This window comes from Humitalea rosea, assembly GCF_003253705.1.
Classification (GTDB): domain Bacteria; phylum Pseudomonadota; class Alphaproteobacteria; order Acetobacterales; family Acetobacteraceae; genus Humitalea; species Humitalea rosea.
The window spans coordinates 38708-63485 of the sequence record NZ_QKYU01000023.1 but is presented as its reverse complement, the minus strand read 5'-3'; the positions used below and the strand labels follow the sequence as shown (position 1 = coordinate 63485).

The 24778-nt window shown below is 70.1% G+C and carries 20 protein-coding genes; 12 read left to right on the top strand and 8 right to left on the bottom strand.

The features are described from left to right. Positions 1-2: 2 nt before the first annotated feature. On the bottom strand, positions 3-3884 hold the full coding sequence (locus C8P66_RS18195; RefSeq protein ID WP_111399710.1) for a hydantoinase B/oxoprolinase family protein: 3882 nt from the start codon (positions 3882-3884) through the stop codon (positions 3-5). Positions 3885-4369: 485 nt separating this feature from the next. On the opposite strand from C8P66_RS18195, the gene C8P66_RS18190 reads away from it, so the two are divergent. The 3 genes from C8P66_RS18190 to C8P66_RS18180 all read left to right on the top strand — a co-directional run bounded on the left by C8P66_RS18190 (position 4370) and on the right by C8P66_RS18180 (position 6997). After that, complete coding sequence (locus tag C8P66_RS18190) at positions 4370-5707, top strand: replication protein RepA (protein ID WP_111399709.1); 1338 nt, start codon at positions 4370-4372, stop codon at positions 5705-5707. 250 nt (positions 5708-5957) lie between these two features. Continuing rightward, complete coding sequence (locus tag C8P66_RS18185) at positions 5958-6485, top strand: hypothetical protein (protein WP_111399708.1); 528 nt, start codon at positions 5958-5960, stop codon at positions 6483-6485. Next, positions 6482-6997, top strand: coding sequence for a hypothetical protein (locus C8P66_RS18180; protein ID WP_111399707.1), 516 nt, complete (start codon positions 6482-6484; stop codon positions 6995-6997). Before C8P66_RS18185 ends, C8P66_RS18180 begins: the two co-directional genes overlap by 4 nt. Before the next feature lie 37 nt (positions 6998-7034). Here C8P66_RS18180 and C8P66_RS18175 read toward each other — a convergent pair whose 3' ends face one another. Continuing rightward, on the bottom strand, positions 7035-8435 hold the full coding sequence (locus C8P66_RS18175; protein ID WP_111399706.1) for a homospermidine synthase: 1401 nt from the start codon (positions 8433-8435) through the stop codon (positions 7035-7037). A 64-nt stretch (positions 8436-8499) separates the two neighbouring features. Next, a complete protein-coding gene (speB, locus tag C8P66_RS18170) occupies positions 8500-9897 on the bottom strand; it encodes an agmatinase (RefSeq protein WP_158537298.1) in 1398 nt (465 codons plus the stop codon). A gap of 147 nt (positions 9898-10044) precedes the next feature. On the opposite strand from speB, the gene C8P66_RS18165 reads away from it, so the two are divergent. Beyond that, positions 10045-11055 carry an ABC transporter substrate-binding protein gene (locus C8P66_RS18165; protein WP_111399704.1) on the top strand — a complete coding sequence of 337 codons (1011 nt, stop codon included), beginning with the start codon at positions 10045-10047 and terminating at the stop codon, positions 11053-11055. 97 nt (positions 11056-11152) lie between these two features. Here C8P66_RS18165 and C8P66_RS18160 read toward each other — a convergent pair whose 3' ends face one another. Then, positions 11153-12295 carry an NADH:flavin oxidoreductase/NADH oxidase gene (locus C8P66_RS18160; RefSeq protein ID WP_111399703.1) on the bottom strand — a complete coding sequence of 381 codons (1143 nt, stop codon included), beginning with the start codon at positions 12293-12295 and terminating at the stop codon, positions 11153-11155. Positions 12296-12354: 59 nt separating this feature from the next. Between C8P66_RS18160 and C8P66_RS18155 the strand changes: the two genes are divergently transcribed. The 4 genes from C8P66_RS18155 to C8P66_RS18145 all read left to right on the top strand — a co-directional run bounded on the left by C8P66_RS18155 (position 12355) and on the right by C8P66_RS18145 (position 17074). Further along, a complete protein-coding gene (locus C8P66_RS18155) occupies positions 12355-14688 on the top strand; it encodes a xanthine dehydrogenase family protein molybdopterin-binding subunit (RefSeq protein WP_158537297.1) in 2334 nt (777 codons plus the stop codon). A 113-nt stretch (positions 14689-14801) separates the two neighbouring features. After that, a complete protein-coding gene (locus C8P66_RS23920; protein WP_158537296.1) occupies positions 14802-14966 on the top strand; it encodes a hypothetical protein in 165 nt (54 codons plus the stop codon). Positions 14967-15264: 298 nt separating this feature from the next. Next, on the top strand, positions 15265-15513 hold the full coding sequence (locus C8P66_RS18150) for a hypothetical protein (protein ID WP_111399701.1): 249 nt from the start codon (positions 15265-15267) through the stop codon (positions 15511-15513). 328 nt (positions 15514-15841) lie between these two features. Beyond that, the gene (locus C8P66_RS18145) at positions 15842-17074 is read left to right on the top strand and encodes a toll/interleukin-1 receptor domain-containing protein (RefSeq protein ID WP_211314195.1); all 1233 of its coding nucleotides are present in this window, start codon (positions 15842-15844) and stop codon (positions 17072-17074) included. Between the two features lie 183 nt (positions 17075-17257). Here C8P66_RS18145 and rnhA read toward each other — a convergent pair whose 3' ends face one another. From rnhA to ispH, 3 genes are all read right to left on the bottom strand, one after another. Further along, a complete protein-coding gene (rnhA, locus tag C8P66_RS18140) occupies positions 17258-17722 on the bottom strand; it encodes a ribonuclease HI (RefSeq protein WP_111399700.1) in 465 nt (154 codons plus the stop codon). Then, on the bottom strand, positions 17712-18692 hold the full coding sequence (locus C8P66_RS18135) for a homoserine kinase (RefSeq protein ID WP_111399699.1): 981 nt from the start codon (positions 18690-18692) through the stop codon (positions 17712-17714). The genes rnhA and C8P66_RS18135 overlap by 11 nt, the downstream gene beginning before the upstream one ends. Positions 18693-18756: 64 nt before the next feature. Beyond that, positions 18757-19731: a 4-hydroxy-3-methylbut-2-enyl diphosphate reductase gene (gene ispH / locus C8P66_RS18130; RefSeq protein ID WP_111399698.1), complete on the bottom strand. Its 975-nt coding sequence runs from the start codon at positions 19729-19731 to the stop codon at positions 18757-18759. A gap of 150 nt (positions 19732-19881) precedes the next feature. On the opposite strand from ispH, the gene C8P66_RS18125 reads away from it, so the two are divergent. Continuing rightward, positions 19882-20451: a hypothetical protein gene (locus tag C8P66_RS18125; protein ID WP_111399697.1), complete on the top strand. Its 570-nt coding sequence runs from the start codon at positions 19882-19884 to the stop codon at positions 20449-20451. Positions 20452-20457: 6 nt separating this feature from the next. Here C8P66_RS18125 and panC read toward each other — a convergent pair whose 3' ends face one another. Further along, positions 20458-21276 (bottom strand): pantoate--beta-alanine ligase, encoded by an 819-nt coding sequence (gene panC, locus C8P66_RS18120; RefSeq protein WP_111399696.1) that lies wholly within the window; start codon positions 21274-21276, stop codon positions 20458-20460. A 136-nt stretch (positions 21277-21412) separates the two neighbouring features. Here panC and C8P66_RS18115 point away from each other — a divergent pair, with 136 nt between their 5' ends. The 3 genes from C8P66_RS18115 to C8P66_RS18105 all read left to right on the top strand — a co-directional run bounded on the left by C8P66_RS18115 (position 21413) and on the right by C8P66_RS18105 (position 24778). Beyond that, on the top strand, positions 21413-22426 hold the full coding sequence (locus tag C8P66_RS18115) for an ABC transporter substrate-binding protein (protein ID WP_111399695.1): 1014 nt from the start codon (positions 21413-21415) through the stop codon (positions 22424-22426). Next, entirely contained in the window at positions 22426-23913 is a 1488-nt protein-coding gene (locus C8P66_RS18110) for an amidohydrolase family protein (protein WP_111399694.1), read from the top strand. Before C8P66_RS18115 ends, C8P66_RS18110 begins: the two co-directional genes overlap by 1 nt. A gap of 79 nt (positions 23914-23992) precedes the next feature. Then, positions 23993-24778 (top strand): SDR family NAD(P)-dependent oxidoreductase, encoded by a 786-nt coding sequence (locus C8P66_RS18105; protein ID WP_111399693.1) that lies wholly within the window; start codon positions 23993-23995, stop codon positions 24776-24778.

Sequence of the window (24778 nt, the reverse complement as noted above, 5' to 3'; positions counted from 1 at the left end):
GGTCAGGCCCTCCCTGTGGCGGTTTCGGTCGTCATCGGATCATCCACGCGCAGGGTCGCGGCCGCATCGATGCCGCCTGAGGCATCGAGCACGCAGCCATAGTCGCGCGCCGCCCCCGCGGCGGTGATGTAGCCATCCTCAAGATCGGCGGCGATCGCCTCCAGGCTGCGCGCTCGCGGGTCGCCGAAGCCGGCGCCGCCGGCGATCTGGCCCTCGATGCTGGTCTGCGCGTCGAACAGGCTCACCATCTCGCCGGTGCCGACGTCATGCCAGGCCTCGGGCTCCGGCCCGCGCACGCCGGCATGGGCGCCCCCGCCGGGCTGGCCGCCGAACAGGCCCATCTGCTTGATGCCCCAGCCCTCGGGGAAGAGGCCGATGGTGATGGGCTCGGTGCCGCCATCCAGCCGCCGCGCGCGCATCCGCTGGCCGAGGCCGCCGCGCTGCCGCCCGGCGCCGCCGGTATCGGCGACGAGGCCCTTTTCCAGCACCAGCACCGGCATCCGGCTTTCCAGCATCTCGACCGGTGTATTGGCGGCCGAGGTCGGGAACAGCAGCCCCGATTTCCCATCCGCATGCAGCGAGGCGCCCTGCCCGCCGCCCATGAAGAAATGATCCGAGGCGAGCCGCCCCGAGGTGTTGCGGCCGTAGAAGCCGAAGGCCTTGGGCATGCCCGTAAAAGCCTGCACGCGGTCGGGAATGGCCGGCGCCAAGGCGCGATACAGGTTTGGTCCGATGTACCAGGACACCCCGGTACGATGCGCGACCGCGGCCGGGCGTTCGCAGTTCAGCGCGGTGCCGAGCGGTGCGGTCACGGTGATCGGCGCGTAGCAGCCGGCATTGCCGCGCACATTCGGCGTCAACATGCATTTCAGCGGATAGGAGGAATGCCCGACCGTGACATTCATCGTGCAGTTCAGCCCGCCGCGCGGCAGTTGCCTCGGCGCATCGACATGCTCGACGTAGATGCTGTCGCCGCTCTTGTGGACGCGCAGGCTGTAGCGCAGCACATCGCCGAGCGGTCGGTTCTCGATCTCGCTTTCATAGATGCCATCGGGCACCGCGCGGATCGCGGCCCGCGTCGCCGCCTCGCTGCGGCCCTGCACCACCGAGGCCAGCGCGGCCAGATCATCCAGCCCGTATTCGGTCATGAAGGCCGTCAGCCGCTGCGCGCCCAGCGCATTGGCGGTGATCATGGATTCGACGTCGCCGAGCACCTGGTCCGGGTTGCGGACATTGGCGCGCAGCAAAGTGAAGATGCTGCGGTCCGGCACCCCGTCATTGAACAGCTTCATGGGCGGGATCTGCACGCCCTCGTCGAAGATCTCCGTTGCCGACAGCGGATTCTTCACGCCGCCGATATCGCTGACATGGCCAACGGTGCCCATGACGGCGACGACGCGGCCCTGGTGGAACACCGGCGTCACCAGCGCGATATCGAAGAGATGCCCGGCGCAGAGCCAGGGATCGTTCGTCACCAGCACATCGCCGGGCTTGAGCGTCTCGGCCGGGAATTCCGCCAGCAGCGCCTTCACGCAACGGGTCAGGGTCAAATTGAACAACGGCATGGAGCGCGGCGAATGCGCCAGCGGATTGCCTTGTGGGTCCAGTATCTCATTGGCGAAATCCTGGCTCTCGGCGATGATCAGCGAATAGGCGGTGCGGCAGACGGTCTGCCACATCTCCTCGACGATCGAGATCAGCCGCGACCACATGATCTCCAGCCCGATCGGATCGGCCTCGATCCGCGCGCAGGCATCGGCGAGCGACATCCCCGTCGTCACCAGCGACGCCGCCGCCTGGGTCTGGCCGATGGCGATGCGCAGGTTGCGCGCGGCATCGATCCGCAAGCTGTCGCCCGGCGCGATCACCGTGGTCGCCTCGCGTTCCTCGATGATCGCGGGGCCGGGCAGCGTGTCGCCGGGGTTCAGCGCGTAGCGGTCATAGACCGGCGTCTCATGCCAGGCGCCCTCGAACCAGGCGCGGCGATGACCCTTCAGCGCGGGCTTGCCCTCCGCACCGCCGGCGACGGCGCCGGAGAGCACGATCTTCGGCTCCGGCCCCGCGACGCGCACGCGCAGGGACAGCGCCTCGATCTCGATGCCCGCGATCGCGCGGGTGTAGAGCGTGCGATAGGTTTCGGCGAAGGCGGTCTCGATCTCGCCGAGCCGCGTCCCGTCCAGCACCCCGCCCGGCAGCGGCACCAGGATCTGGTGCAACTGCCCCGCCAGCCGCATCTCGGCGCTGCGCGCGACCTGCATCGCCGCCTCCGGCACGCCGGCCGCGCGGAGTTTTTGCCGCGCCTCTTCTTCCAGCGCGGTGCAGGCGGCGTCGATGGCCGCCCAATCCGTGGCGGCGCCCAGGCGTGTGACCACCGAACGCGACACCTCGAAGGCCAGCGGTGCTGCGAGGAAGCCGAGGGCCGAGGCCGCACCCGAGGCCGGCGGGATCAGCACCTCCGCGACCCCCAGGATGCGCGCGACGCGGGCGGCATGCGCGGGGCCGGCGCCGCCGAAGGCCGCCATGGCGTGGCGGCGCGGATCGCGCCCCTTCTCGACCAGATGCACCCGCGCGGCGCCGGCCATGGTCTCGCAGACAATGGCATGGATGCCGGCCGCGGCCTCGATCGCCGAAAGGCCAAGTTTTTGGCCAAGACGTCCCAGCGCCGCCTCGCAGGCGCCCATGTCCAGATCCATGGTGCCGCCGAGGAAAAACCCGGGATCGTAGTAGCCAAGCAGAAGATTCGCATCCGTCACCGTCGCCTCGGTGCCGCCGCGGCCGTAGCAGGCGGGGCCGGGCTCGGCACCCGCCGAACGCGGGCCGACCTTGAGCAAGCCGGTCTCGTCCAGCCCGGCGATGGAGCCGCCGCCGGCGCCGATCTCGATCATGTCCACGACCGGCGCCTTGATCGGCAGGCCGGAGCCGCGCTTGAAGCGATGCACCCGCGCCGCCTCCATCATCGGCGCGATCTCGGCGCGGCCGTTCTCGATCAGGCAGGCCTTGGCGGTGGTGCCGCCCATGTCGAAGGCGATGGCATCGGGCAGCCCCGCCTCGCGCGCGAACAGCACCGTCGCCAAAGCACCGCCCGCCGGCCCGGATTCCAGCAGCCGGATCGGATAGGCGCGCGCGACCTCGGGCGCGCAAAGCCCGCCGTCGGACTGCATCAGCCGCAGGCTGCCGGCAAACCCCAGATCGGCAAGTTCGCTGAGCAGGCGCCCGATGTAGCGATCCATCAGCGGCTGCACGAAGGCATTGGCGCAGGTGGTGACGCAGCGGTCGTATTCGCGGATCTCGGGTGCCACCTCCGACGACAGGCTGATCGCGATGCCGGGGAAGGCCGCGCGCAGGATGCGCCCCGCGGCCTGCTCATGCACCGGGTTGGCATAGGCATGCAGGAAGCACACGGCGATGGCGGTGCAGCCCTCGGCGACCAGCCGCGCGCCTTCCGCACGGATCGCGGCCTCATCGAGGGCGGTGATGATGCGGCCATCATGCGCGATGCGCTCGGCGATCTCGATGCGGCGGCGGCGCGGCACCAGCGGCTCGGGGAAGCGCAGGAACAGGTCGTAGATGTCGTAACGTTGCTCGATGCCAAGCTCCAGCACGTCGCGGAACCCCGCGGTGGTCAGCAGCCCGAGTGTCGCGCCCCGCCGTTCGATCAGCGCGTTGGTCACGAGGGTGGTGCCGTGCAGCAGCTCGCCGATCTCGCTCAGCCGCAGCCCCGCCGCCTCGGTGATGGCGCGGATGCCTTCGAGCGCGCCCTCCGCCGGGTCCTGCGGGGTGGTGAGGCATTTGTGCAGGCGGATGGCCCCCGTGGCCCGGTCGAACAGCACGAAATCGGTGAAGGTGCCGCCGATATCGAAGCCAAGGCGATAGCGCGCCCCCATCGCATGCGTTGCATCTGAGGGATCGGAAGGCATCGGCGGGAACCCCGGGCATGTCTGGCGGAAGGATGGTCCTGTGGTCCGGCCCCTGCAATCGCGATGCCAGCCGTCGCGAGGTCGCTGTGGGCTTTTCCACCGTAGCTGTGGAAAACATTGTGGATGGCTGGGTCCGGGAGGGCGGAAGTGAGTGTCTCCGGGCGGGCTACAGCGGAATGCCTATGATTGCGGCATTCTTCTAAGTCGTTGAAATACCTATATTATACTCCGGAGAGACCGGCAAGACACAGTCAACCCCTTCCCTGCGCGGCAAAGGCACAAAAGAAAATTCGTCGCGGATCACCGCGTGAGACGCCGCGGCGTCGGGCGCGTTGACACCGCCGCCACCGCTGATCCTTGATCCAGAGGCCGATCCGGCCTACCCCCCCGGTGACGATCGACGGCAATCTCTGGCCGACGTGCATCTCCGACTGATCCAGGCCCTATCTCCGATGACATCTGACGACGCGCGCGATGGCGTGAGCGACGAGGCCCAGGCCTCATCCGACGCCCACACGCTCTGGCACCACCCTGCCTTCTGCCGGCTCGCCCTGCCCCTCCGCGCCCCAGGCGCGGCCTGGGCCCGGAGCGTCGCCAGCGCCGCCGTGCAGATCGAGCCTGGCGCCGCGGAACAGGCGTTGCCGGGCGGGCGGCTGCTGCGCCTGCTGCTGCTGCACATCTGCGATGCCGCGGTGCGCGCCGAGGGGCTGGTCGTGGAGATGGGCGCGGATGCCGCCGCCTTCTGCACCCGCGCCGGGCTCGACCCGAAGACCACGCGGCCGCGCGATGTCGCCGAACACATGGACCGCATCCTGGCCGCGCGGATCACCGTGGCGCTCGATGGCGGTGCGGCGATCAGCGTGTTCGATGCCCGCTACCGCCCGCGCGGCGCCGAGGGCGAGTGGCGCACGACGCTGCGGCTGAACGCCCGGTTCCGCGCCAGCCTGCTCGCCGCCAAGGTCGCGCTGGATCGTGGTCTCGTGAACCAGCTGATGGATTCGCCGGCGACACTGGATGCCTATTTCTGGACCAGGCAGGTGCTGCAGCGCGCCGAGGGCGAGGAGACGGTCACCACGCCCTGGCCGGAGCTGGCCCGCTGCTTCGGCACCGCCTCGCAGGATGGCGCGCAATTCCGCTCGGGCTTCGAGGATGCGCTGCGCCGGGTGTTCGAGGCGGATCATTCCATCGCCGTTGCCGCCGATGATGAGGGCGTGACTCTGGGCCGCGCCCAGGCGGCCACGCCAACCCCCGCCCCCGTGGCCGCTCCGGTGCCGGCCCCTGCTCCGGCGCCAGCGCCCGCCCCGCCGGTTGCGGCGCGCCCCGTCGCGCCCGCCCCCATCCAGGCCCCGGCACCCCAGGCCCCCGCGCGCCCCGCGCCCCGGCCTGCCGCACGCCCCGTGCCGGCGGCCCGGCCGCAGCCGACGGTCGCCGCCCCGCCGCCGGAGCCCCCCGCCCCGGCCACCGGCGCGGATTTCGACAGCGTCAGCCTGCGCTCCGAACTGACCGGGCTGCCGCAGGTGATCTGGCTGCGTCGCGGCCATGGCCAGCCGATCGTCTTGATCGGCGTCACGCCCAACGCCCGCTTCGATCCCGAGCGGCTGACCCTGCTGGCGCTGGAGCCGATCGTGATGCAGGTGAGCGGCGGCCTGTTCCAATCCGATTTCGACCGCGTCGCGGCCTGGGCCATGGTCAACCGCGACCTGATCGACGACGTCTGGGAAGGCCAGCTCGACAGCCCCGAGGCCGTCATGGCCCGCGTCAGGAAGACGCCGGCCCCCGGCTGGCGCTAACCTTTTGGTCAAACCAGCCGGCTGCGGGATCACTGTCACATCAACCCGTTGTGACGCGACGATCACACCGCGGCGGAACAACGCCGGCCGGATGAAGACGCGCCTTGTCCTGCCGCCGCCACGGGGGTAGAGCGCAGGACATGCCGCGACGGCCTAGACACCTGCAGCCGAAATGGGCGGATGCCCGGGGCGGGACTGTGCGTGCCGCCTTCCACAACCAAGACCCCGCGATGCAGTCGGAGCGACCCCCATGCCCCTGATGCCCAAAACACCCTCCGCCCGCCGATTCGCCCGGGCCGGCGCCTTCGTCCTGTCCCTGGTCATGACCTCGACGGCCGCCATGGCCGACATGCGCTGCTCCGATCCGCGCGAGCAGAGCCATTTCGAGGTCACGGCGCTGAAGACCGAGCTGATGGTCATCGCCCTCATCTGTGAGGAACGCGACAACTACAACGCCTTCATCACCCGCTACCGCCCCACGCTGATCGAGACGGATCGCGGCTTCACCGCCTATTTCAACCGCGCCCTCGGCCGCGCCGGCACCCGCCAGCTCGATGCCTATGTGACCGCGCTGGCGAATTCGCGCCAGCAGGGCGCGCAGATGCTCGGCAGCGACTTCTGCCCGCGCAACCGCATTCTGTTCGAGGAAGTGGCAGCGCTCGGCTCCACCGCCGACCTCGCCGGCTATGCCGCCGGCAAGGATCTGGTGCCGGCCGCCCTCGGTGCCTGCGCCGCCGCCCCCGCCCCGGTCCGCCAGGCGTCAAGGAACAACCGGTGACATCATCCAAGGCGACGATCGCCAAGCTGGCTCTCGGCCTGGGTGGCCTTGCCGCCCTGGCCGCGTGCTCCACACCGCCCACGGTCCGCAGGCCGAGTGCCACCGTCTATGCCGCCGACGTGCAGGGCGGCGCGCGCGTCTGCACCGTGCCGCAGGATCTGGTGCTGACCGATGCGCCCGTCTCCACGCGCATGGTGTTGCAGAATGATGGCGGCTGGTGCGGCATCATGGTCGCCCAGCCCGGCCCCCGGCCCTATCGCCTGGGCCTGGTCACGACGCGGGCGCAGCATGGCCGCGTCTACGTCCATACCGTGGGCGACGCGACCCGGCTCTCCTACACCCCGGACCCGGGCTTCATCGGGGATGACGCCTTCGCCATCCGCCTGATGCCCGACAGCCGCCAGGTGCAGGTCGCGGTCACGGTGCAGGCCGGCCCCGCCGCGGTGGTCACCCCGCCGCCGCCCCCGGCCGCCGCCCCGGCGGCGCCGACGCGCCCCCGCCGCCGCTCCTGATCGCATCTGGGAGGGCTGCGGCCCTCCCGGATGCCGCTCACACCACCCGGATGTTGCTGAACTGCCAGGGATCGGCGTCCAGCGCCTCGGGGAACAGCGCGCCGCGGCCGGCAAGTGGCGTCCAGTCGGAATAGACGCCGACCATCTCGCCCAGATAGGGCGCCGCCACCTCCAGCACCCGCGCGTGATCCAGGGCATCGGCCTCGCGCAGCCCGGCGCGCGGATTCTCGATCGCCCAGACCATGCCGCCCAGCACCGCCGCCGCGACCTGCAAGCTCGTCGCATTGTTGTGGGGCGCGAGTGCGCGGGCCTTGGCGATGGTGAGCCGCGAGCCATACCAATAGGCCCCGCGCGCATGGCCGAGCAGCAGCACGCCCAGCTCATCCATGCCGGTTTCGATCTCCGCCATCATCAGCCGCTTCTGCGGCTGCATCCGCCAGGTCTTGCCGGCCAGCTCATGGATCGAGAGCACCGCATCGTCGCAGGGGTGGTAGGCGTAATGCGCGGTCGGGCGGTAGCGCACGGCGCCTGAGTCGTCCCGCACAGTGTAATAATCGGCCAGCGAGATCGCCTCGTTGTGGGTGATCAGGAAGCCGTGGAACGGGCCCTCCAGCGGCGTCCAGCTCCGCACCCGGGTCGCGGCGCCGGGGCGCATCAGATAGATCGCGGCATCGCAGCCGAAGTCGTGGCGGTGGCCATCGGCGGGCAGGGCCGTCTCATGCGTGCCCCAGCCGAGTTCGGCCGGCTGGCAGCCCTCGCCGACGAAGCCGTCGATCGACCAGGTGTTCACGAATTCGCCGCGCTGCTTGGGGAAGCCGGCCGACTGGGTGTCGCGCTCGGCAATGTGGATCGCCTTGACGCCCAGGGTCTCGGCCAAAGCGGCCCAGCCCTCCCGCGCCTCGGGGACCGCCACCGGCAGCCCGGCATCGGCGGCGAGGTTCAGCAGCGCCTGCTTCACGAAATGGCTGACCAGCCCCGGATTGGCGCCATGGGTCAGCACCGCCGTCGCCCCGCCGGGGGCCAGCGCCAGCGCGCTCTCCCGCAGCGCGTAGTTGGAGCGTTGCGAGGGCGAGAGCGCGGGGTCGGTATAGCCCCCCGCCCAGGGCTCGATGCAGGTGTCGAGGTAGAGCGCCTCCTGCTCCTGCGCCAGGCGGATCAGCGCCACCGAGGACACATCGACCGAGAGGTTCAGCAGGAAATCCCCAGGGCCCAGCAGCGGCCGCAGCAGCCGGTCCAGGTTCTCCCGCGTTACCGCCTCCTGCACGAAGGCGAGGCCATAGTCCTGCGCGACCTCCTGCCCCCGCGGCTCGGCGGTGACGATGGTGATCGCCGAGCGCGGCAGGTCGATGTGGCGCAGGATCAGCGGGACCACCCCCTGCCCGATGCTGCCGAAGCCGAGGATGACCAGCCGGCCGTGGAAGGGGATCTGTGAGGTCATGCGGCGCGGACTCCAAGGGGCGGCCCGGGCCTGCCACCGGGGCCGGTCGCGGTCCACCATCAAATCAAGACAAATGGCGTCGGCGCGCGAGCGGCCCCGTCACCAGCGCCAGATATTCCCAGACCACGGTCGCCGCGGCCAAGGCGGTGATTTCGGCGACGTCATAGGCGGGCGAGACCTCCACCACATCCATCCCCCGGAAATCCAGCCCACCCAGCCCGCGCAGAATCGCCTGCGCCTGCCAGCTTGCGAGGCCGCCGATCTCGGGCGTGCCGGTGCCGGGGGCGAAGGCGGGGTCCAGCGCGTCGATGTCGAAGGAGAGGTAGGCGGGCACCTCCCCAAGCACGGCCCGCGCCCGTTCCGCCACGGCCTCGGGACCCATGGCATGGACCTGCTGCGCGGTCAGGATCGTCACCCCCCGCTCCAGCGTCCAGTCCCAGGTGTCGCGCTGCATCGGCGCGCGGATGCCGATCTGGATGCAGCGGGCGGGGTCCACCAGCCCTTCCTCGATGGCGTGGAACAGGAAGCAGCCATGGCCGAAGACCTGGCCGAAATTGTCGGGCGCGGTATCGGGATGCGCATCGAACTGCACGAGGCCAAGCGGCCCGCCCACCCGCTTGGACAGCGCCCGCAGCAGCGGCAGGGTGATGCCATGCTCGCCGCCCAGCGCCAGCAGGTGCTGGATGCCCCCGGCCTGCCGCTCGATCAGCTTATGCGTGTTGGGGATGTCGCCCAGCGCGATGGCGAAATCGCCAAGGTCGGCGATGGGCATGTCGGCGGGCTCGCGCCAGCTCACGGGATGGGCGCCATCCACCAGCATGCGGCTGGCGGCGCGGATGGCGCGGGGGGCATCCCGGGCCCCGGCGCGATTGGTGGTCCCCACGTCCAACGGCACGCCCGCGACCGCAAAGGCCCCCGCCTGATCGCGGCGGGAGACACCCAGAAAGCTGGGAGGCAGGGAGAATGTCGGCGGCGTGGTCATCGGCAGTCCTTCAACGCGGGGCGGGATCGCAACGCGCTGGACCAAGGCAATGTTGCGGTAGGCAGGATCATCGGTGACCTCGGTGCCCGCCCAGGGGGGGATTTCGACCGGCTGATCGGCGCTGGACAGCTCTACCTCGGCCAGCACCAGCCCGGCCAAGGCGCCCTCGAAGACATCGACAGTCCACTCCAGCCCTGCATGGCGCAGCCCGTGGCGCCGTTTGCCCAGCACCGGCCCGCAGAGGGTCGCGAGCATCTCCTCCGCCTCGGCGACCGGGATCACATATTCGTATTCCGCGCGGGTCAGCCCGCCCGGGCCCTTCACGGTCAGGCTGCCGCGATCCCCCTCCCGCCGCACCCGCGCCGAGGCGCGATCCTCTGCCCCGCTCAGATAACCCTGGCGGATCGGGACGCCGGGGCCGGCCTCCAGGCGCCAGGCGTCGTCCCGCACCAGGAACTTCCGTTCGATCTCGACGCCCAAGCTGCCCTCCCTTTGTCGTGTTGCCGCGCTCATGCCCCGTGGCGTGGAATCCGCCCGTTCATGCCTGACGGCATGAAATTCGCCCCCGTTCATGCCTGACGGCATGAAATTCGCCAGGGTCCTCGCACATTCGCGGAGAACGCCCTCATGAATATCGCCCGTCGATCCCTCGCGGCCCTGCTGGCCGCGCCCTTCGTCGCGCACGCGCAAGGCCTGGAGCGGCTGCGCCTCGTGCTGAATTTCCACCCCGATGGCGGCACCGCTGCCTTCTTCCTCGCCAAGGAGCGTGGCTACTACCGCGAGGCGGGCATTGATCTGACGCTGGATGGCTCCTCCGGTTCGGGCGATGCGATCACACGGGTGGCCTCGGGCGCCTATCAGGTCGGGGTCGGCGACATGGCGACGCTGGCGCAATTCCTGGTCCGCAACCCCGATACGGCGCCGCGCGCGGTGATGCCGCTGCATGACAGCTCGCCCCAGGCCGTGGTCAGCCTCGCCCGCTCCGGCATCGGCAAGCCGTCGGATCTGGTCGGGCATGTGATCGGCCAGGGCCCCTCGGATGGTGCCTCGCGCATGTTCCCGGCCTTCTGCCGGCTCAACGGCGTCGATATCAGCAAGGTGAACCTGCGTCAGGTGACATCGCAGCTGCGCGACAGCCTGTTGCTGACGCAGCAGGTGGATGGCGTCACCGGCTATGACTACACGGTCTTTTTCAACCTCAAGGCCAATGGCACCAAGCCCGAGGACATCCGCATCATGCGCTATGGCGATCATGGGATGGATTTCTACGGCAATGCGATCCTGGCCTCGCAGTCGATGATCGCGGAGCGGCCGGATGTGCTGCGCCGCTTCCTCGCCGCCAGCGCCCGCGGCTGGCGCGAGACCCTGGCCGATCCCGCCGCCGGCGCCGCCATCATCAAGAAGGAAGTGCCGCTGCTGGATGAGGCGATCGAGACCGAGCGCATCACCTTCCTGCGCGACAATCTGATCTGGACGCCGCGCACCCGGCTGGAGGGGATCGGCACCATGGACCTCGCCCGGCTGCGGGAAGGGCTGGCCGTGGTCAAGGAAGGCTTCGGGCTGCCCCGCGCGCCGACCGAGGCGGAGATTTTCGACGGGCGGTTCCTGCCGCCGATCGCGGAACGCCGGGTGGGGTGAGACGGCCGAGGGGCGTCGGCCCTCGGGCACCCCAGCGGAAACAAGGCGCGTCCGCACCTCCCTATGGAGGGCGCGGGAGGGCCGAGCCCTCCCGCCGTTACGCCGTGAGCCGCCGCACCTCCTCCCGCTTCTCCAGCCACCAGGCATAGGAGGGCGGCAGCAGCGCCAGCGGGTCCGCCCCGAGGGCGGCGGCGGCATGCGCCGGCCAGTTCGGGTTCCACATCATCTCCCGCGCCAGCGCCACCAGATCGCAGGCGCCGGCCTGGAGGTAGCCCTCCGCCTGCTGCGCCTCGGTGATCAGCCCCACGGCCATGGTCGGCACCCCGGTCTCGGCCTTGATCCGCGCGGCATAGGGCACGTGGTAGCCGGGCACGCGCGGCACCACCGCGAGCGTCAGCGGCCCCTCGATCCCACCCGAGGAGCAGTCGATCATGTCGATGCCGCGCGGCTTCAGCGCATGGGCGAAGGCGATGCTGTCCTCCATGCTCCAGGCGCCGCCGCGGCCGTCGGTGCAGGACAGCCGCAGCAGCAGCGGCTTGTCGGCGGGCCAGGCCTCGCGCACCGCCTCGGTCAGTTCCAGCCCGAAGCGCATCCGCGCCTCCAGCCCGCCGCCATAGCCATCGGTGCGGTGATTGGTGATGGGGGAGAGGAACTGCTGGATGATGTAGCCATGCGCGGCATGGATCTCCAGCACGTCGAAGCCCGCATCCAGGCTACGTTTGGCGGCATCGGCATGCAGGCGGATGACGTGGCGGATGTCGTCCTGGTCCATCTCCTTCGGCAGCATCGCGCCGGGCTTGAAGGCGACCGGCGAGGGGGCGAGGCCCGACCACGGTGGGCGGCCCATCGCCGCATCGGCCTCGGTCAGCGGCGAAAACCCGTCCCAGGGGGCCCGCGTCGCGACCTTGCGGCCCGCATGGCCGATCTGCATCGCCATCACCGTGCCCTGGGCGTGGCAGAAATCGGTGATGCGGCGCCAGGCGCGGGCCTGTTCATCGGTCCAGATGCCGGGGCAGTCATAGGTCTTGCGGCTGCGCTCGCTGACCGAGGTTTCCTCGCAGAACACCATCCCCGCCCCGCCCATGGCGAACTTGCCCAAGTGCACGAGGTGCCAGTCCCCCGGCAGCCCGCCGGGGTCGGAGCGGTATTGTGACATCGGCGAAACGACGATCCGGTTGCGCAGCGTGACGCCACGCAATGCATAGGGGGTGAACAACAGCGGCGTCGGCGTGGCGGTCACAGAGGCTTCTCCTGGGGGGGGCGGCTTCGCGCGGGCCGCATGCGATGCAAGATACGTGCATGAAGCAGGATCATGCCGGTTGGATCGGCGCCAGCCCCTTGCGGCGCGAGGATGCGCGCCATCTGCGCGGCCAGGGCGAATTCGTCGCCGATGTCGTGCCCCCCGGCACGCTGGAGGTGGTCTTCCTCCGCAGCCCCGTCGCGCATGGCCTGCTGCGCGGCGTCACCCGCGCGGCGGGGGTGGTGCGGGCCGCCGATTTGCCGCCGCTGACCCTGCCCCCGGCGGGGCCGGACATGCCGGGCTTCCGCCAGGCAGCCTTGCCGCCGCTGGCGACCGACCGGGTGCGCTTCGTGGGCCAGCCGATCGCCGCCTGCCTCGGCGCCACGCGCCATGCCGCGCAGGACCTGGCGGCCAGTCTGGCGCTGGAGATCGAGGAGCTGCCCGCCATCACCGATGCGCGCGCGGCCCTCGCCCCCGGGGCCACGCTGCTGCACCCGGCCTGGGCCGACAACCGCTATGCCGAGGGCCAAGTACGGGCCGGCGACCCCGCCGGGCTGGACGCCCCCATCCGCCTGACCCGCCGCCTGCGCCTCGGCCGGCAGTCGGTCGCGCCGATGGAGACGCGCGGGGTCATCGCCTGGCCCGACCATCGCACCGGGGAGCTGGTGGTGCGGATCTCCAGCCAGGGGCCGCATACGCTGCGCCACGCCTTGGCCGCGACTCTGGGGATGCGGGAGGCCGATCTGCGCGTCATCGCCCCCGATGTCGGCGGCGGCTTCGGCGCCAAGAACCGGCTGATGCCGGAGGAGATCGTGGTCGCCGCCCTCGCCCGCCGCCTCGGCCGGCCGGTGCGCTGGATCGAGGAGCGGAGCGAGCATTTCCTCGCCTCCCCCCAGGCGCGGGAGCATGACTATGACCTCACTGTGCTGGCGGCGCGGGACGGCACCATCCTCGGGCTGACCGGGGAGCTTTGGGTCGATGCCGGCGCCTATGCGCTCTGGCCGACCGGCGCCTTCGCCGAGGCGGCGATGGCCGCGCGCAACCTGCCCGGCCCCTATGCCATCCGGCACCTGGACATCCGCCACCACACCGTCGCGACCAACAAGCCGCCGATGGGGCCGTATCGCGGGGTCGGGCGCACCGGGGCCTGTTTCGCGATCGAGCGCATGGTCGATGTGCTGGCGGGCGAGCTGGGGCTGGACCCGCTGGTGGTCCGCGCCCGCAACCTGATCCCGCCCAGCGCCATGCCCTATGAGACGGCGGCGGGGATGCGGCTGGACACCGGGGACTACCCCGCCGCCTTGGCCGCCTGTGCCGCGATGATCGACCGCCCCGCCATCGCCGCGCGGCAGGCGGCGGGCGAGGCGGTGGCGGTGGGCTTCGCGATCTACACCGAGCAATCCGGCCATGGCGTCGCCGAATGGGCCGGGCGCCGCGCCCGCGTGGTGCCGGGGCATGAGACCGCGACGCTGCGCATGCATCCCGATGGCAGCCTGACCCTGCTCACCGGCATCCAGAGCCATGGCCAGGGGCTGGAGACGGTGCTGGCGCAGATCGTGGCGACAGAGCTGGGCCTGCACCCGGATGCGATTGCCGTGCGGCATGGCGATACCGCGCTGTCGCCCTTCGGCTTCGGCACCTTCGCCAGCCGCAGCCTGGTCTTTGCCGGGGGCGCGGCGCAGGCGGCGGCGCGCGAGTTGGGGGCCAAGCTGCGGCGGATCGGCGGGCATCTGCTGCAAGCGGCCGAGACGGTGATCCGCGATGGCGCGGTGCATGCCGGTGCGGCCAGCATCGGGTTTGCCGCCATCGCCGAGGCAGCCCATCTGCGCGCCGAACGCCTGCCCCCCGGCGAGGCGCCGGGGCTGGACGTGACCAGCAGCTACGCGCCCCCCGAGGGCGGCGGTGTCTTCTCCTATGCCGCCCATGCCGCGACCGTGCATGTGGATCGCGACACCGGCGCGGTGACCTTGCTCGATTACGCCGTCGCCGAGGATTGCGGCACGGTCATCAACCCCACCATCGTCGATGGCCAGGTCCGGGGTGGGATCGTGCAGGGCATCGGCACGGCGCTGGCCGAGCATCTGGTCTTCGATGCCACCGGCCAGCCGCTGGCGACCACCTTCGCGGAGTATGCGATGCCGCGCGCCGCCGACCTGCCGCCCATCCGCATCGCGCATCTGGTGACGCCCGCCCTCGGCACCGTGCATGGCGCCAAGGGCATGGGCGAGGGCGGCGCCATCGCGCCCCCCGCCGCCATCGCCAATGCGATCGGCGCGGCACTGGGGCTGGAGGTCAATATGGTGCCGGCCACGCCGGCGCGGGTCAGGGGCTGGATCGCCGCCCCGAGTCGGTCCCCGAGTCGCCCCCTGATTCGGCCCCCTGTTCGGGCATAGGTCAATTCCCAGGCCGGGCTGAACCGGCTTGGGGCGTGCCGTTCGGTGACAGCTGTGCTAATCCTGGGAGCAGTGGGCCAACTCCCTGGCCCAGAGCGAAACGACGGTATTCGATGCGGAAACCAAACTACAACTTCGAGCGGCAGGAACGCGAGCGCGCCAAGGACGCCAAGGCCCAGGCCAAGGCTGAGAAGAAGAAGGCCGAGCAGGCCGAGGCCGCGGCCTCGGCCGAACGCGAAACCGCCCCGGCACCGCGCCCCGAGGGCGAGGACGCCTGACCGACCGGCGCCCTCCCGGGGCGCCGCTCCCGGAGTATCCCTGAGGGCACCGGCGAAGCGATCCGCGTGATCGCTTCGCCGCCCGGCCTTGCCATGCGGGGAGCGTCAGGCCGTGGGGTGTTCCGCGGCCGCATGCCTCCGCCTCAGCGCGGCCCCGAGCCGACCTCCCCCATCAGCGCGTTCGACGCGAGGCGCCCGGGGGCGCGTTGCCGTCACGCCTCACGCGTTTTTTCTCGCGCGGGCTTCAGGCTTTGGTCATCCGTTCCTGCAAGCCTTGGGCACGCGCGCGGAGGCAGCAATGGACAGCATCGGATCGGCCGGCAGCACCCTGGCCACGGATCAGGCAGCGGCCAAGGAGGCGCGGGCGGCGGCCAAGCGCGCGACGGCCCAACTCGCCACGGATGAGCAGGCCAAGGCCGCCGCGGATACCATCCAGCGCGACGAGCAGTTGGTGAAGACCACGACGGCGGCAGCGGAGAAGGCGGAGGCGGAGGCGGAGGCGAAGGTGCAGGCAGGTCAGGGGAGCGGGGTAGATATCACGGTGTGAGCGGAGCTCGGGCCTTCAGCTACCAACTGAAAAATACCGCGACAGAAAAATACCGCGACAGAAAAATACCGCGACAGAAAAAATTTTTCTGTCGATTATTTTTACTCAGTTAGGCCGGAAATCTTCTCCTACCATTGGTCGTTTGAGCTTGCTCTCATCCGAGCGCCGAGCTGTGCCCTTCCCGAATTCTTAGCGCCAAGTGCCGATCTCTTGACCCCTTTTAAGGACGCTCGGCCCACGCGCGCGGTCGTGGCCTCCTTGGCTCCTTCGATCTGCACCTGCGGGGGGTATGATATCTTTCCTGAGCAACCCTGCGGTGGAGCCTGACGTGGCTGGCCTGACATTCAACGGCAAACCCTTCAATCCTAAGGACTTCGAGGAAACCATGCTCCGTGCAGTACGCGATAAGGTCGCTGCGCAAGTCCAGGCGTCGGTGGGCGCCATCCGCGACCCGGACAACGGCGAGTTCCCGACCGTCGTCACCAGCATCGACGAGGAGGGGAACATCGTCGTCCGCATTGAGGGCTCGCCCACGGTGCTTGCGGTGGTAGAGCGGCGCCTCGCCAAAGCAGGGGAGGAGGAGGAGGAGGAGGACGTATCGGGCAAGGCGGAGGTGGAGCCCTTAGTGCCGAAGGTTTTCCTGAGCTACGGGGGGGAGGATCGCGAGCTTGCCGAGCGCATCGCCCGAGCGCTGATGGACGCCGGAATCGATACTTGGTGGGCTGGATGGTCAATCGGCGCGGGTGACAGCCTGCCGCAGAAAATCAACGAGGGTTTAGGCGACTGCACACATTTCGTTGTGTTGCTCACGCGAACGTCTGTCATGAAGCCGTGGGTAAAGCACGAGATAGATGCAGGACTGATGCGCAGGATTTCCGCACAGGCAAGATTCATCCCGCTACGCCACAAACTCCCGGCGGATGAGTTGCCTCCACTTCTGCGCCCGTTGATGTCGCCTGCAGTCGATGATCCTCCCAGCGATATCCAGCAGTTGATCAATGACATCCATGGTATCGTGCGGAAGCCCGTGTTGGGCAAGCCGCCTGCAGCCAAGATGGGGCCGTTGCACGAGGAATACTCTGCTGCCGCCAATACCGTGGCAAAGGTATTTGTGGAGCGGTCCGAGACAGCTCTATTTACCGACCCTGAGATTTCCCTTGAGGAACTGATCGCTGTTACAGGTCTCACGCGCGACGATGTCGTGGACGCTGCGCACGAACTGCGTGAGGTTCTCAATGAGTCTTCCAGCATCGGGCAGGACAGCTACTACCCGACGGAAGAGATGTTCGTGCGGTTCGATGGAAAATTTGGAGAGTGGAATCCGGCACACGATGCGCTCCGGCTCGCCACTGATCTCGTGAACGATGGTGCCTTTCCTGCCGCCGTGGAGGCTATTGCAGAGCGATATGGCTGGTCGGCGCGAAGGCTCAACCCGGCGCTCGCCTACCTTATGAACCGGAAGCTGATCGATGCAAGGAGTGGCATTGGTCATGCGCCTTGGGCCGCGGCGTGGGTCCAGAAGACCGATACAACACGGCGCTTCGCCCGCAGCCGGACCTGATAAGCGACCTCGCCTGCCTAGGGAGCGCTTGATCCTTGGGCGGCGCGAGGTGGTGCGGTCGAGGATACCACTGGCGGCGTCTGCCAAAGTTCAGTGAAGGCGATCCGTGCTTATCTGCAAATCCGGTGGCATCATCGGAGACGGCGTCCTCCAGAAGGAGCTCTGGAATTTCCTTAAATCAGCCTACCCCTTCCGCTCCCGCTCCCGCGCCACCGTCGCCAACACATCCGCCCGCTCGTTCATCACATCGCCATTGTGCCCGCGCACCCATTTCCACTCGATCTGATGCGGCTTGGCCGCCGCCAGCAGCCGCTGCCACATCTCGTAATTGGCGACCGGCGCCTTGGCCGCGTTGCGCCAGTTGTTCCGCACCCAGCCCTGGATCCAGCGGGTGATGCCGTTGCGGACGTATTCGCTGTCGGTATGCAGCACCACGCGGCAGGGCTTCTTCAGCGCCTCCAGCGCCTCGGCCGCCGCGGTCAGTTCCATGCGGTTGTTGGTGGTGGCGGGGTGGTAGCCGGACAGTTCCTTCACCACCGTGCCCGAGCGCAGCACCGCGGCCCAGCCGCCCGGCCCCGGATTGGGCTTGCAGCCGCCATCGGTCCAGATCTCGACCAGCTGTTCAGAGGCCGTCTGTTCAGAGTCCAAGTGCCGAATCCCCCTCGATGCCGGCGAAGAAGCGCAGCCGCCGCAGGTAGTCCAGCGGGTCCTTGCGCGTGACCAGCGCGCCCGGCGGCGTATGGGTCCAGTCGAACAGCCGGGTCAGCAGGAAGCGGATCGCCGCCCCCCGGCACAGCACCGGCAGCGCCGCCCGCTCCTGCGCCGACATCGGCCGCCGCGCGACATAGGCGGCCAGCACCGCCCGCGCCTTGGTCGCATTGAAGGAGAAATCCGGCTCGAAGCACCAGGCGTTCAGGCAGACCGCGACGTCATAGGCAAGCAGATCGGAGCAGGCGAAATAGAAATCGATGATCCCCGACACCCGCGGCCGCCCCTGCGGCCCATCCAGGAAGAAGACATTGTCGGGGAACAGATCGGCATGGATCTGCCCGACCGGCAGCGTCCCCGGCGCCGGCCATTGCGCCAGGATCCCGGCCAGGGTCGCATCCAGCTCGGCGATCAGCCCGGGCCGCACCTCATCCCCCGAATCGCGGCAGGCCTCCAGCAGCGGCCGCCAGCCGGCGGGGCCGAGGGTGTTGGGCCGCGATCCCGCGAAATCCATGCCCGCCAGATGCAGTTCCGCCAGCGCGGTGCCGAGCGGGGCGCAATGCTCCGGCCGCACCCGCCGCGGCCAGACGCCCGGCAGGAAAGTGCAGATCGCCGCCGGCCGCCCGGCCAATTCCCGCAGCGCCTGGCCATCCCGCCCCGCCACCGGCTCCGGGCAAGCGAGGCCCCGCCCCGCCAGATGCCGCATCAGCCCGAGGAAATATGGCAGTTCCGCCGGCTCCACCCGCTTCTCGTAGAGCGTGAGGATCCAGTCGCCCTTGGTCGTCTTCAGCGCGTAGTTGCTGTTCTCGACCCCCTCGGCGATGCCGCGGAAGGCCACGAGCTCGCCCAGGTCGTAATCGGCGAGATACGCGCGCAGCGCCTCGTCCTGGACGTCGGTATAGACCGCCATGCATGTGCCTAATCGGGGGAATGAAGCGCTGCTTCTAGCCGTCGGCGCGCGCGCCGCAACCCCACTATCCGGCGATAGGCGCCGGCCGGCGCAGGGTGGCGGGGAGTTGGAAGACGACATCCTCGGTCGCCACCGTCACCTCCTCGACCGTGACGCTGAACCGCTCGCGCAGCCGCTCCACCACCTCCTCGACCAGGATCTCCGGCGCGCTGGCGCCAGCGGTGATGCCGATGACGCGGCAGCCATCGGCCAGCGCCGGGTCCAGATCCGCCCCGCGCTGCACCAGCACCGCGCGGGGTGAGCCGTTGCGCTCCGCGACCTCGCGCAGCCGCACGCTGTTGGAGGAATTGGGCGCGCCCACCACGACCACCAGCTCGGCCCGCGCCGCCACCGCCTTCACCGCCGCCTGGCGGTTGGTGGTGGCGTAGCAGATGTTCTCCTTCTGCGGCGCCTCGATCGCGGGGAAGCGCTCCCGCAGGATCGCCACCACCTCGGCCGTGTCATCGACCGAAAGCGTCGTCTGGGTGGTGTAGGACAGCCCCACGCCCCCGGGCACGGCCACGAGCCGCGCCTGGGCCGCGTTCTCGACCAGGGTGACCGCGCCCTGCGGCAACTGCCCCATGGTGCCGATCACCTCGGGGTGGCCGGCATGGCCGATCATCAGGATATGCAGCCCGCGGGCGAAATGGCGCTCCGTCTCCCGATGCACCTTGCTGACCAGCGGGCAGGTCGCATCAAGGTAGGGCATGGCGCGCTCCCGCGCCGCCTCCGGCACCGATTTCGGCACGCCATGGGCCGAGAAGATCACCGGCTGGCCATCATCAGGGACCTCATCCAGCTCCTCGACGAAGATGGCGCCGAGCGCCTCCAGCCGTTCCACCACGAAGCGGTTGTGCACGATCTCATGCCGCACATAGACCGGGCGGCCGTGGCGGCGCAGCGCTTCCTCGACGATCTTGATCGCGCGATCCACCCCGGCGCAGAAGCCGCGCGGGCCGGCGAGCAGAACGGTCAGCGGCGGCAGGTCCAAGACGATCACTCCATTTCCCGCCGCGGCCGGGCGGCCGGAAGCGCGGCCCCCTTGCCCCACGGCGATGCGGCTGCGATGACGCAACCCACGGGGCACCGCCCGAAACTAGGCATTCGCGCGGGGTCCTGGAAGGCCGGATCGAAAAAGGGGCACGGGGTTATGAGCATGCGCATCGCAGGGCGCCCGATGGGCCGACTGGCCCGCCCCGCTTTGGCCGCGGCCGTGCTGGCGCTCGCCGCCTGCGGTGGTGAGCCCTCGCAGAACCCGCTGAACCTCACCGCCCCCTGCCCACGCATCGGGCTGATCGGGGATGCGGCCGACCTGACCCGCCACGCGGGACCGGGGCGGGACCTCACCACCCTGGTGCTGGATGCGCGAATCGCCGGCTTCAACGCCAAATGCGACTTCGCCTCGCGCAATTCCGGGATCGATGTCACGCTGAGCCCGATCTTCGAGGTCGAGCGCGGCCCGGCCGCCCAGTCCCGCACGGCGGAGTTCACCTATATCGTCGCCGTGATGGATGCCTCGGGCCAGGCCATCCAGTCGCGTGAGGCCTTCCCGATCCGCGCCTCCTTCCCGCCCAACGCGCCCCGCGTGCGGGACGACAGCGAGCGCATCACCATCCGCATCCCCGGCAACCCGGCCGAGGTCCGCAACCGGCGCGTGCTGATCGGCTTCCAGCTGACCGAGGCGGAGCTGGCGTTGAACCGGGCGCGCGGGCCGCGCTGAGGGCGCTCAGCCCCGCTCGCCCGCGCTGACCGGCACCGCATCGATCAGCCGCACGGCCCCGAGTCGCGCGGCACCCAGCACCACCTCCCCGCCCGGCGACAGGTCCCGCCGGCGCAGCGCCACGTAATCGACGCTGTCGAACCCGGCCTCCAGCAATTCCGCCTCGGCCCGCACCGGCGCGCGGCCCTCGGCGATCCCGGAGAGCACCCGGTACAGCGCCGGCGCGATCGCCCGCGCCCGGGCATCGAGGAAGCGGTTGCGCGAGGACATCGCCAGCCCATCCGCCTCGCGCACCGTCGCCACCGTCATGATCCGCAGCGGCAGGTCGAGGTCGGCGACCACCCGGCGCACCACCTGCACCTGCTGCCAGTCCTTCTCCCCGAAGATGGCCAGATCCGGCCCGCATTGGGTGAAGAGCTTGGTGCAGACCAGCGCCACGCCGCCATACATCTGCGGGCGGAACGCCGCCTCCAGCCCCAGCGCCGGCCCCCCGGGCAGGATCGCGGTGCAAAAGCCCGGCGGGTAGATCGCCTCCGGCCCCGGCGCGTAGAGCAGGTCGCAGCCCGCCGCGACCAGCGCCGCCACATCCCCCGCCTCGTCGCGCGGATAGCGGGCCAGATCCTCGGTCGGCGCGAATTGCGTGGGGTTGACGAAGATGCTGGTGACCACCCGGTCCGCCAGCTCCCGCCCCCGCGCCAGCAGCGCCAGATGCCCCGCATGCAGCGCGCCCATGGTCGGCACCAGCGCCACACTCTGCCCGGCGTCCCGCCAGCCGGCGATGGTGGCGCGCAAGGTGGCGACGTCGCGCGCGATCGGAAGCGTCATGGCCCTGTTTTCTCCCCGGTATCGCAGGGCGGGTTAGACCGGCGCCGCGCCATGCGCCAGCATCGCCAGGCCTGATCCCCCCTGGCGGCCCGGCGCTTGCTGGGCAATCCTCTCCAACCTCCACGGAGCGCCCGCCATGACCACGACCCGTCGCACCTTGCTCACCGCCGCCGCGCTGGGCCTGCCCGCGCTGCACAATGCCCGCGCGCAGACAGCACTCCGCTTCTCGCTGGACTGGGCGTTGCAAGGCAACCACGCGATGTGGGCGCTGGCCGAGGACCGTGGCCTGTTCGGGCGCGAAGGCCTTGGCGTGCGGATGGATCGCGGCTTCGGCTCGGGCGACACCATCGTGAAGGTCGCCTCCGGCGCCTATGACATCGGCTTCACCGACATCAGCGGCGTTGTGAAGTTCAATGCCGAGAACCCGGACAAGCGCCTCGTCTCGATCTACCAGGTCTTCGACCGCACCGCCGCCGCCGTCGTGACCATGAAGGGCCGCGGGATCGAGAAGGCGACCGATATCGCCGGCAAGTCGCTGGGCGCGCCCGAGGGCGAGGGCTCGCGCATGCTCTTCCCCGCCTTCGCCAAGGTCGCCGGCATCGACACCAGCGCCATCCGCTGGACCAGCATGGCCGCCAATCTGCGCGACACCATGCTGGCGCAGCGCCGGGTGGATGCGGTGACGGGCTTCCTCTTCACCGTCCACTTCAACCTCGTCGCCGCCGGCGTGCCGGAGGCGGATATCGTCTCCTTCCCCTATGCCGAGAACGGGCTGGACATCTATGGCAGCGCCCTCGTCGCCCGCGCCGACTGGCTGGCGGCGAATGGCGAGACGGCGAAGAAATTCGTCCGCGCCTCGATGGGCGGGCTCAGGCTGCTGATCGCCGATCCGACCGGGGGCATGGCCGCGCTGAAGAAGCGCGAGGCGTTGTTCGACGAGCCGTTGGAGGCCCGCCGCTGGGCCATGACGCGGGACCGCTCGATCATCACCCCGAATGTCCGCGCCGGCGGCTTCGGCGTGGTCGATCTGGCCCGCGCCCAGACGCTGATCGCGGCCAATGCCGAGGCCTATGGCATCGCCAACCCGCCGACCGCGGCCAGCCTCTGGACCGACGCCTATCTGCCGCCCCTGGCAGATCGTACCGTCTGATGCGCCAGATCCTGCGTGGCGGGCGGGTGCTCGCGGCCGATGCGCTCTCCGCCCCCCGGCAGGATGTGCTGATCGAGGGGGGGCGGATCACCGCCCTCCTTCCGCCCGGCACCGAGGTCGCCGATGCGAAGCCGCATGACGCCCCGGACCGGCTGATCATGCCCGGCCTCGTGAACACCCATACCCATGGCCATGGCGGGCTGGCCAAGGGCCTGGGCGACAAATGGGACCTCGCGGTGCTGCTGGCCCATGGCGCCTGGGCCAATGGCGGGCGCGGGCTGGAGGACAAGCGCCTCGCCACCACGCTCACCGCCGTGGAGATGCTGAAGAAGGGCTGCACCGCGGCCTATGACCTGCCGAGCGAGATCCCCGGGCCCACGCCGGACGGGCTGGACGCGATGGCCGAGGCCTATATCGCCGTGGGTCTGCGCGCGATCCTGGCGCCGATGATCGGCAACCTCACCTTCTACGAGGCGACGCCGGGGCTGATCGAGGCGCTGCCCGAGGGCATGCGCGAACAGGCCGCAGCACTGCGGGCGCAGCCAGGCGAGGTGACGCTCGCGGCCATCGGGGCCGCGGCCGAATCCTGGTCGCATGACCGCCACAACATCCGCCTCGGCATCGCGCCGACCATCCCGCTCTTCGGCACCGATGGGTTCTTGCGCGCCTGCCGGGCGCTGGCGCGCGACCAGGGTCTGCCGATGCAGACCCATGTCGCCGAGGGCCGCTTCCAATGCGGCGGCGCCGAGGAACGCTATGGCACGACCCTGCTCGCCCATATGGACGCCATGGGCTGCGTCGGCCCCTGGTTCAGCGTCGCCCATGGCGTCTGGCTGACCGATGCCGACCTCGCCCTGCTGGCCGAGCGCGGCGCGGCGCTGGCGCATAACCCCGGCTCCAACATGCGCCTCGCCTCCGGCATCGCGCCGATCCGCCGCGCCTTGCGGGCCGGGGTGACGGTGGGGCTCGGCACCGATGGCAGCGGCTCCAGCGACAACCAGAACATGTTCGAGGCGATGCGGCTGGCCGCCTTCGCCTCCCGCCTGATCGAGAGCGAGAGCGAGGAGGACTGGCTCGGCACCGCCGAGACGGTGCTGCTGGGCACGGCGGGCTCCTCGCGGCTGATGGGGCTCGGCGGCTCCGGGCGGATCGAGGCGGGAGCCTCGGCCGATCTGGTGTTCCTGGATCTCGGGCACATCAACTGGATGCCCTTCAACAACGCCGCCAACCAGATGGTCTGGACCGAGGATGGCAGCGCCGTGCGCGACGTCATGATCGGCGGCGACTGGAAGCTGCGCGACGGCCGCGTGCTGGGGGTGGATGAGGCGAAGCTCTACCAGGACGCCCAGGCGGCGGCGGACCGGCTCTGGTCCACGAATGCCGCGACGCGGGCCTGGTGCGAGGCGGTGGCGCCGCATGTGGCCTGCCATTGCCGCGGGCTGGCGAAGAAATTCACGGGTGCCACCAGGCTTTTGCCGGCGCACTGACAGGGGCGCTGCCCCCGTCACCCCCGCCGGGGCCAGAGCCTGGCCCCGGACCCCGCCGAACTTTGGGAAACGCCAAGCAATGAACGGTCTGCTCAACGGGAAAGTCGTTGTCGTCACCGGGCCGGCCAAAGGCATGGGCGCGGCCTGCACGCTGCTGCTGGCGGAACAGGGGGCGGATCTGGCGCTGGTCGGGCGCGACATCGCGGCGATCGAGCCGGTCGCGGCCGAGGCCCGCGCCAAGGGGCGGCGGGCGGAGATCTTCCCGGTCGATCTGATGGATGCGGGATCGGTGGACCGCATGGCCCGCGCGGTGCTGGCGAGCTTCGGGCGCTGCGACGTGCTGGTGAACATCGCCGGCGGCCGCGGCCCCTTGGGAAAATCCTTCTGGGAGACCACGCCGGAGGAATTCGACGAAATCCTGCGGCTGAACGTCACCGGCTGCTTCCTGACCATGCGCGCCTTCGCGCCGGGGATGATCGCGCAAGGCTCGGGCAAGATCGTCAATGTCGGCGGCACCTTCGGGCTGCGCGGGCGGGCGGGGCGGGCGGCCTATTCGGCCAGCAAATGGGGCCTGCGCGGGATCACGAAATCCGCCGCACTGGAACTCGGGCCGCACGACATCAACGTGAACTGCCTCTGCCCCGGCATGGTCGAGGGGCCGCGCTTCGAGCAGGTCCGCGCCACCATGGCCGCGAAGGACGGCATCAGCGCCGAGGAGGCGCGGCGCAAACATGCCTCCGAATACGCGCTGAAGCGGATCAGCACGGATCAGGATGTGGCCAATGGCGTGCTGTTCCTGGCGACCGACCTCTCGCGCCAGACCACCGGGCAGGATCTGGCGGTGGATGGCGGCTGGGTGATCTGA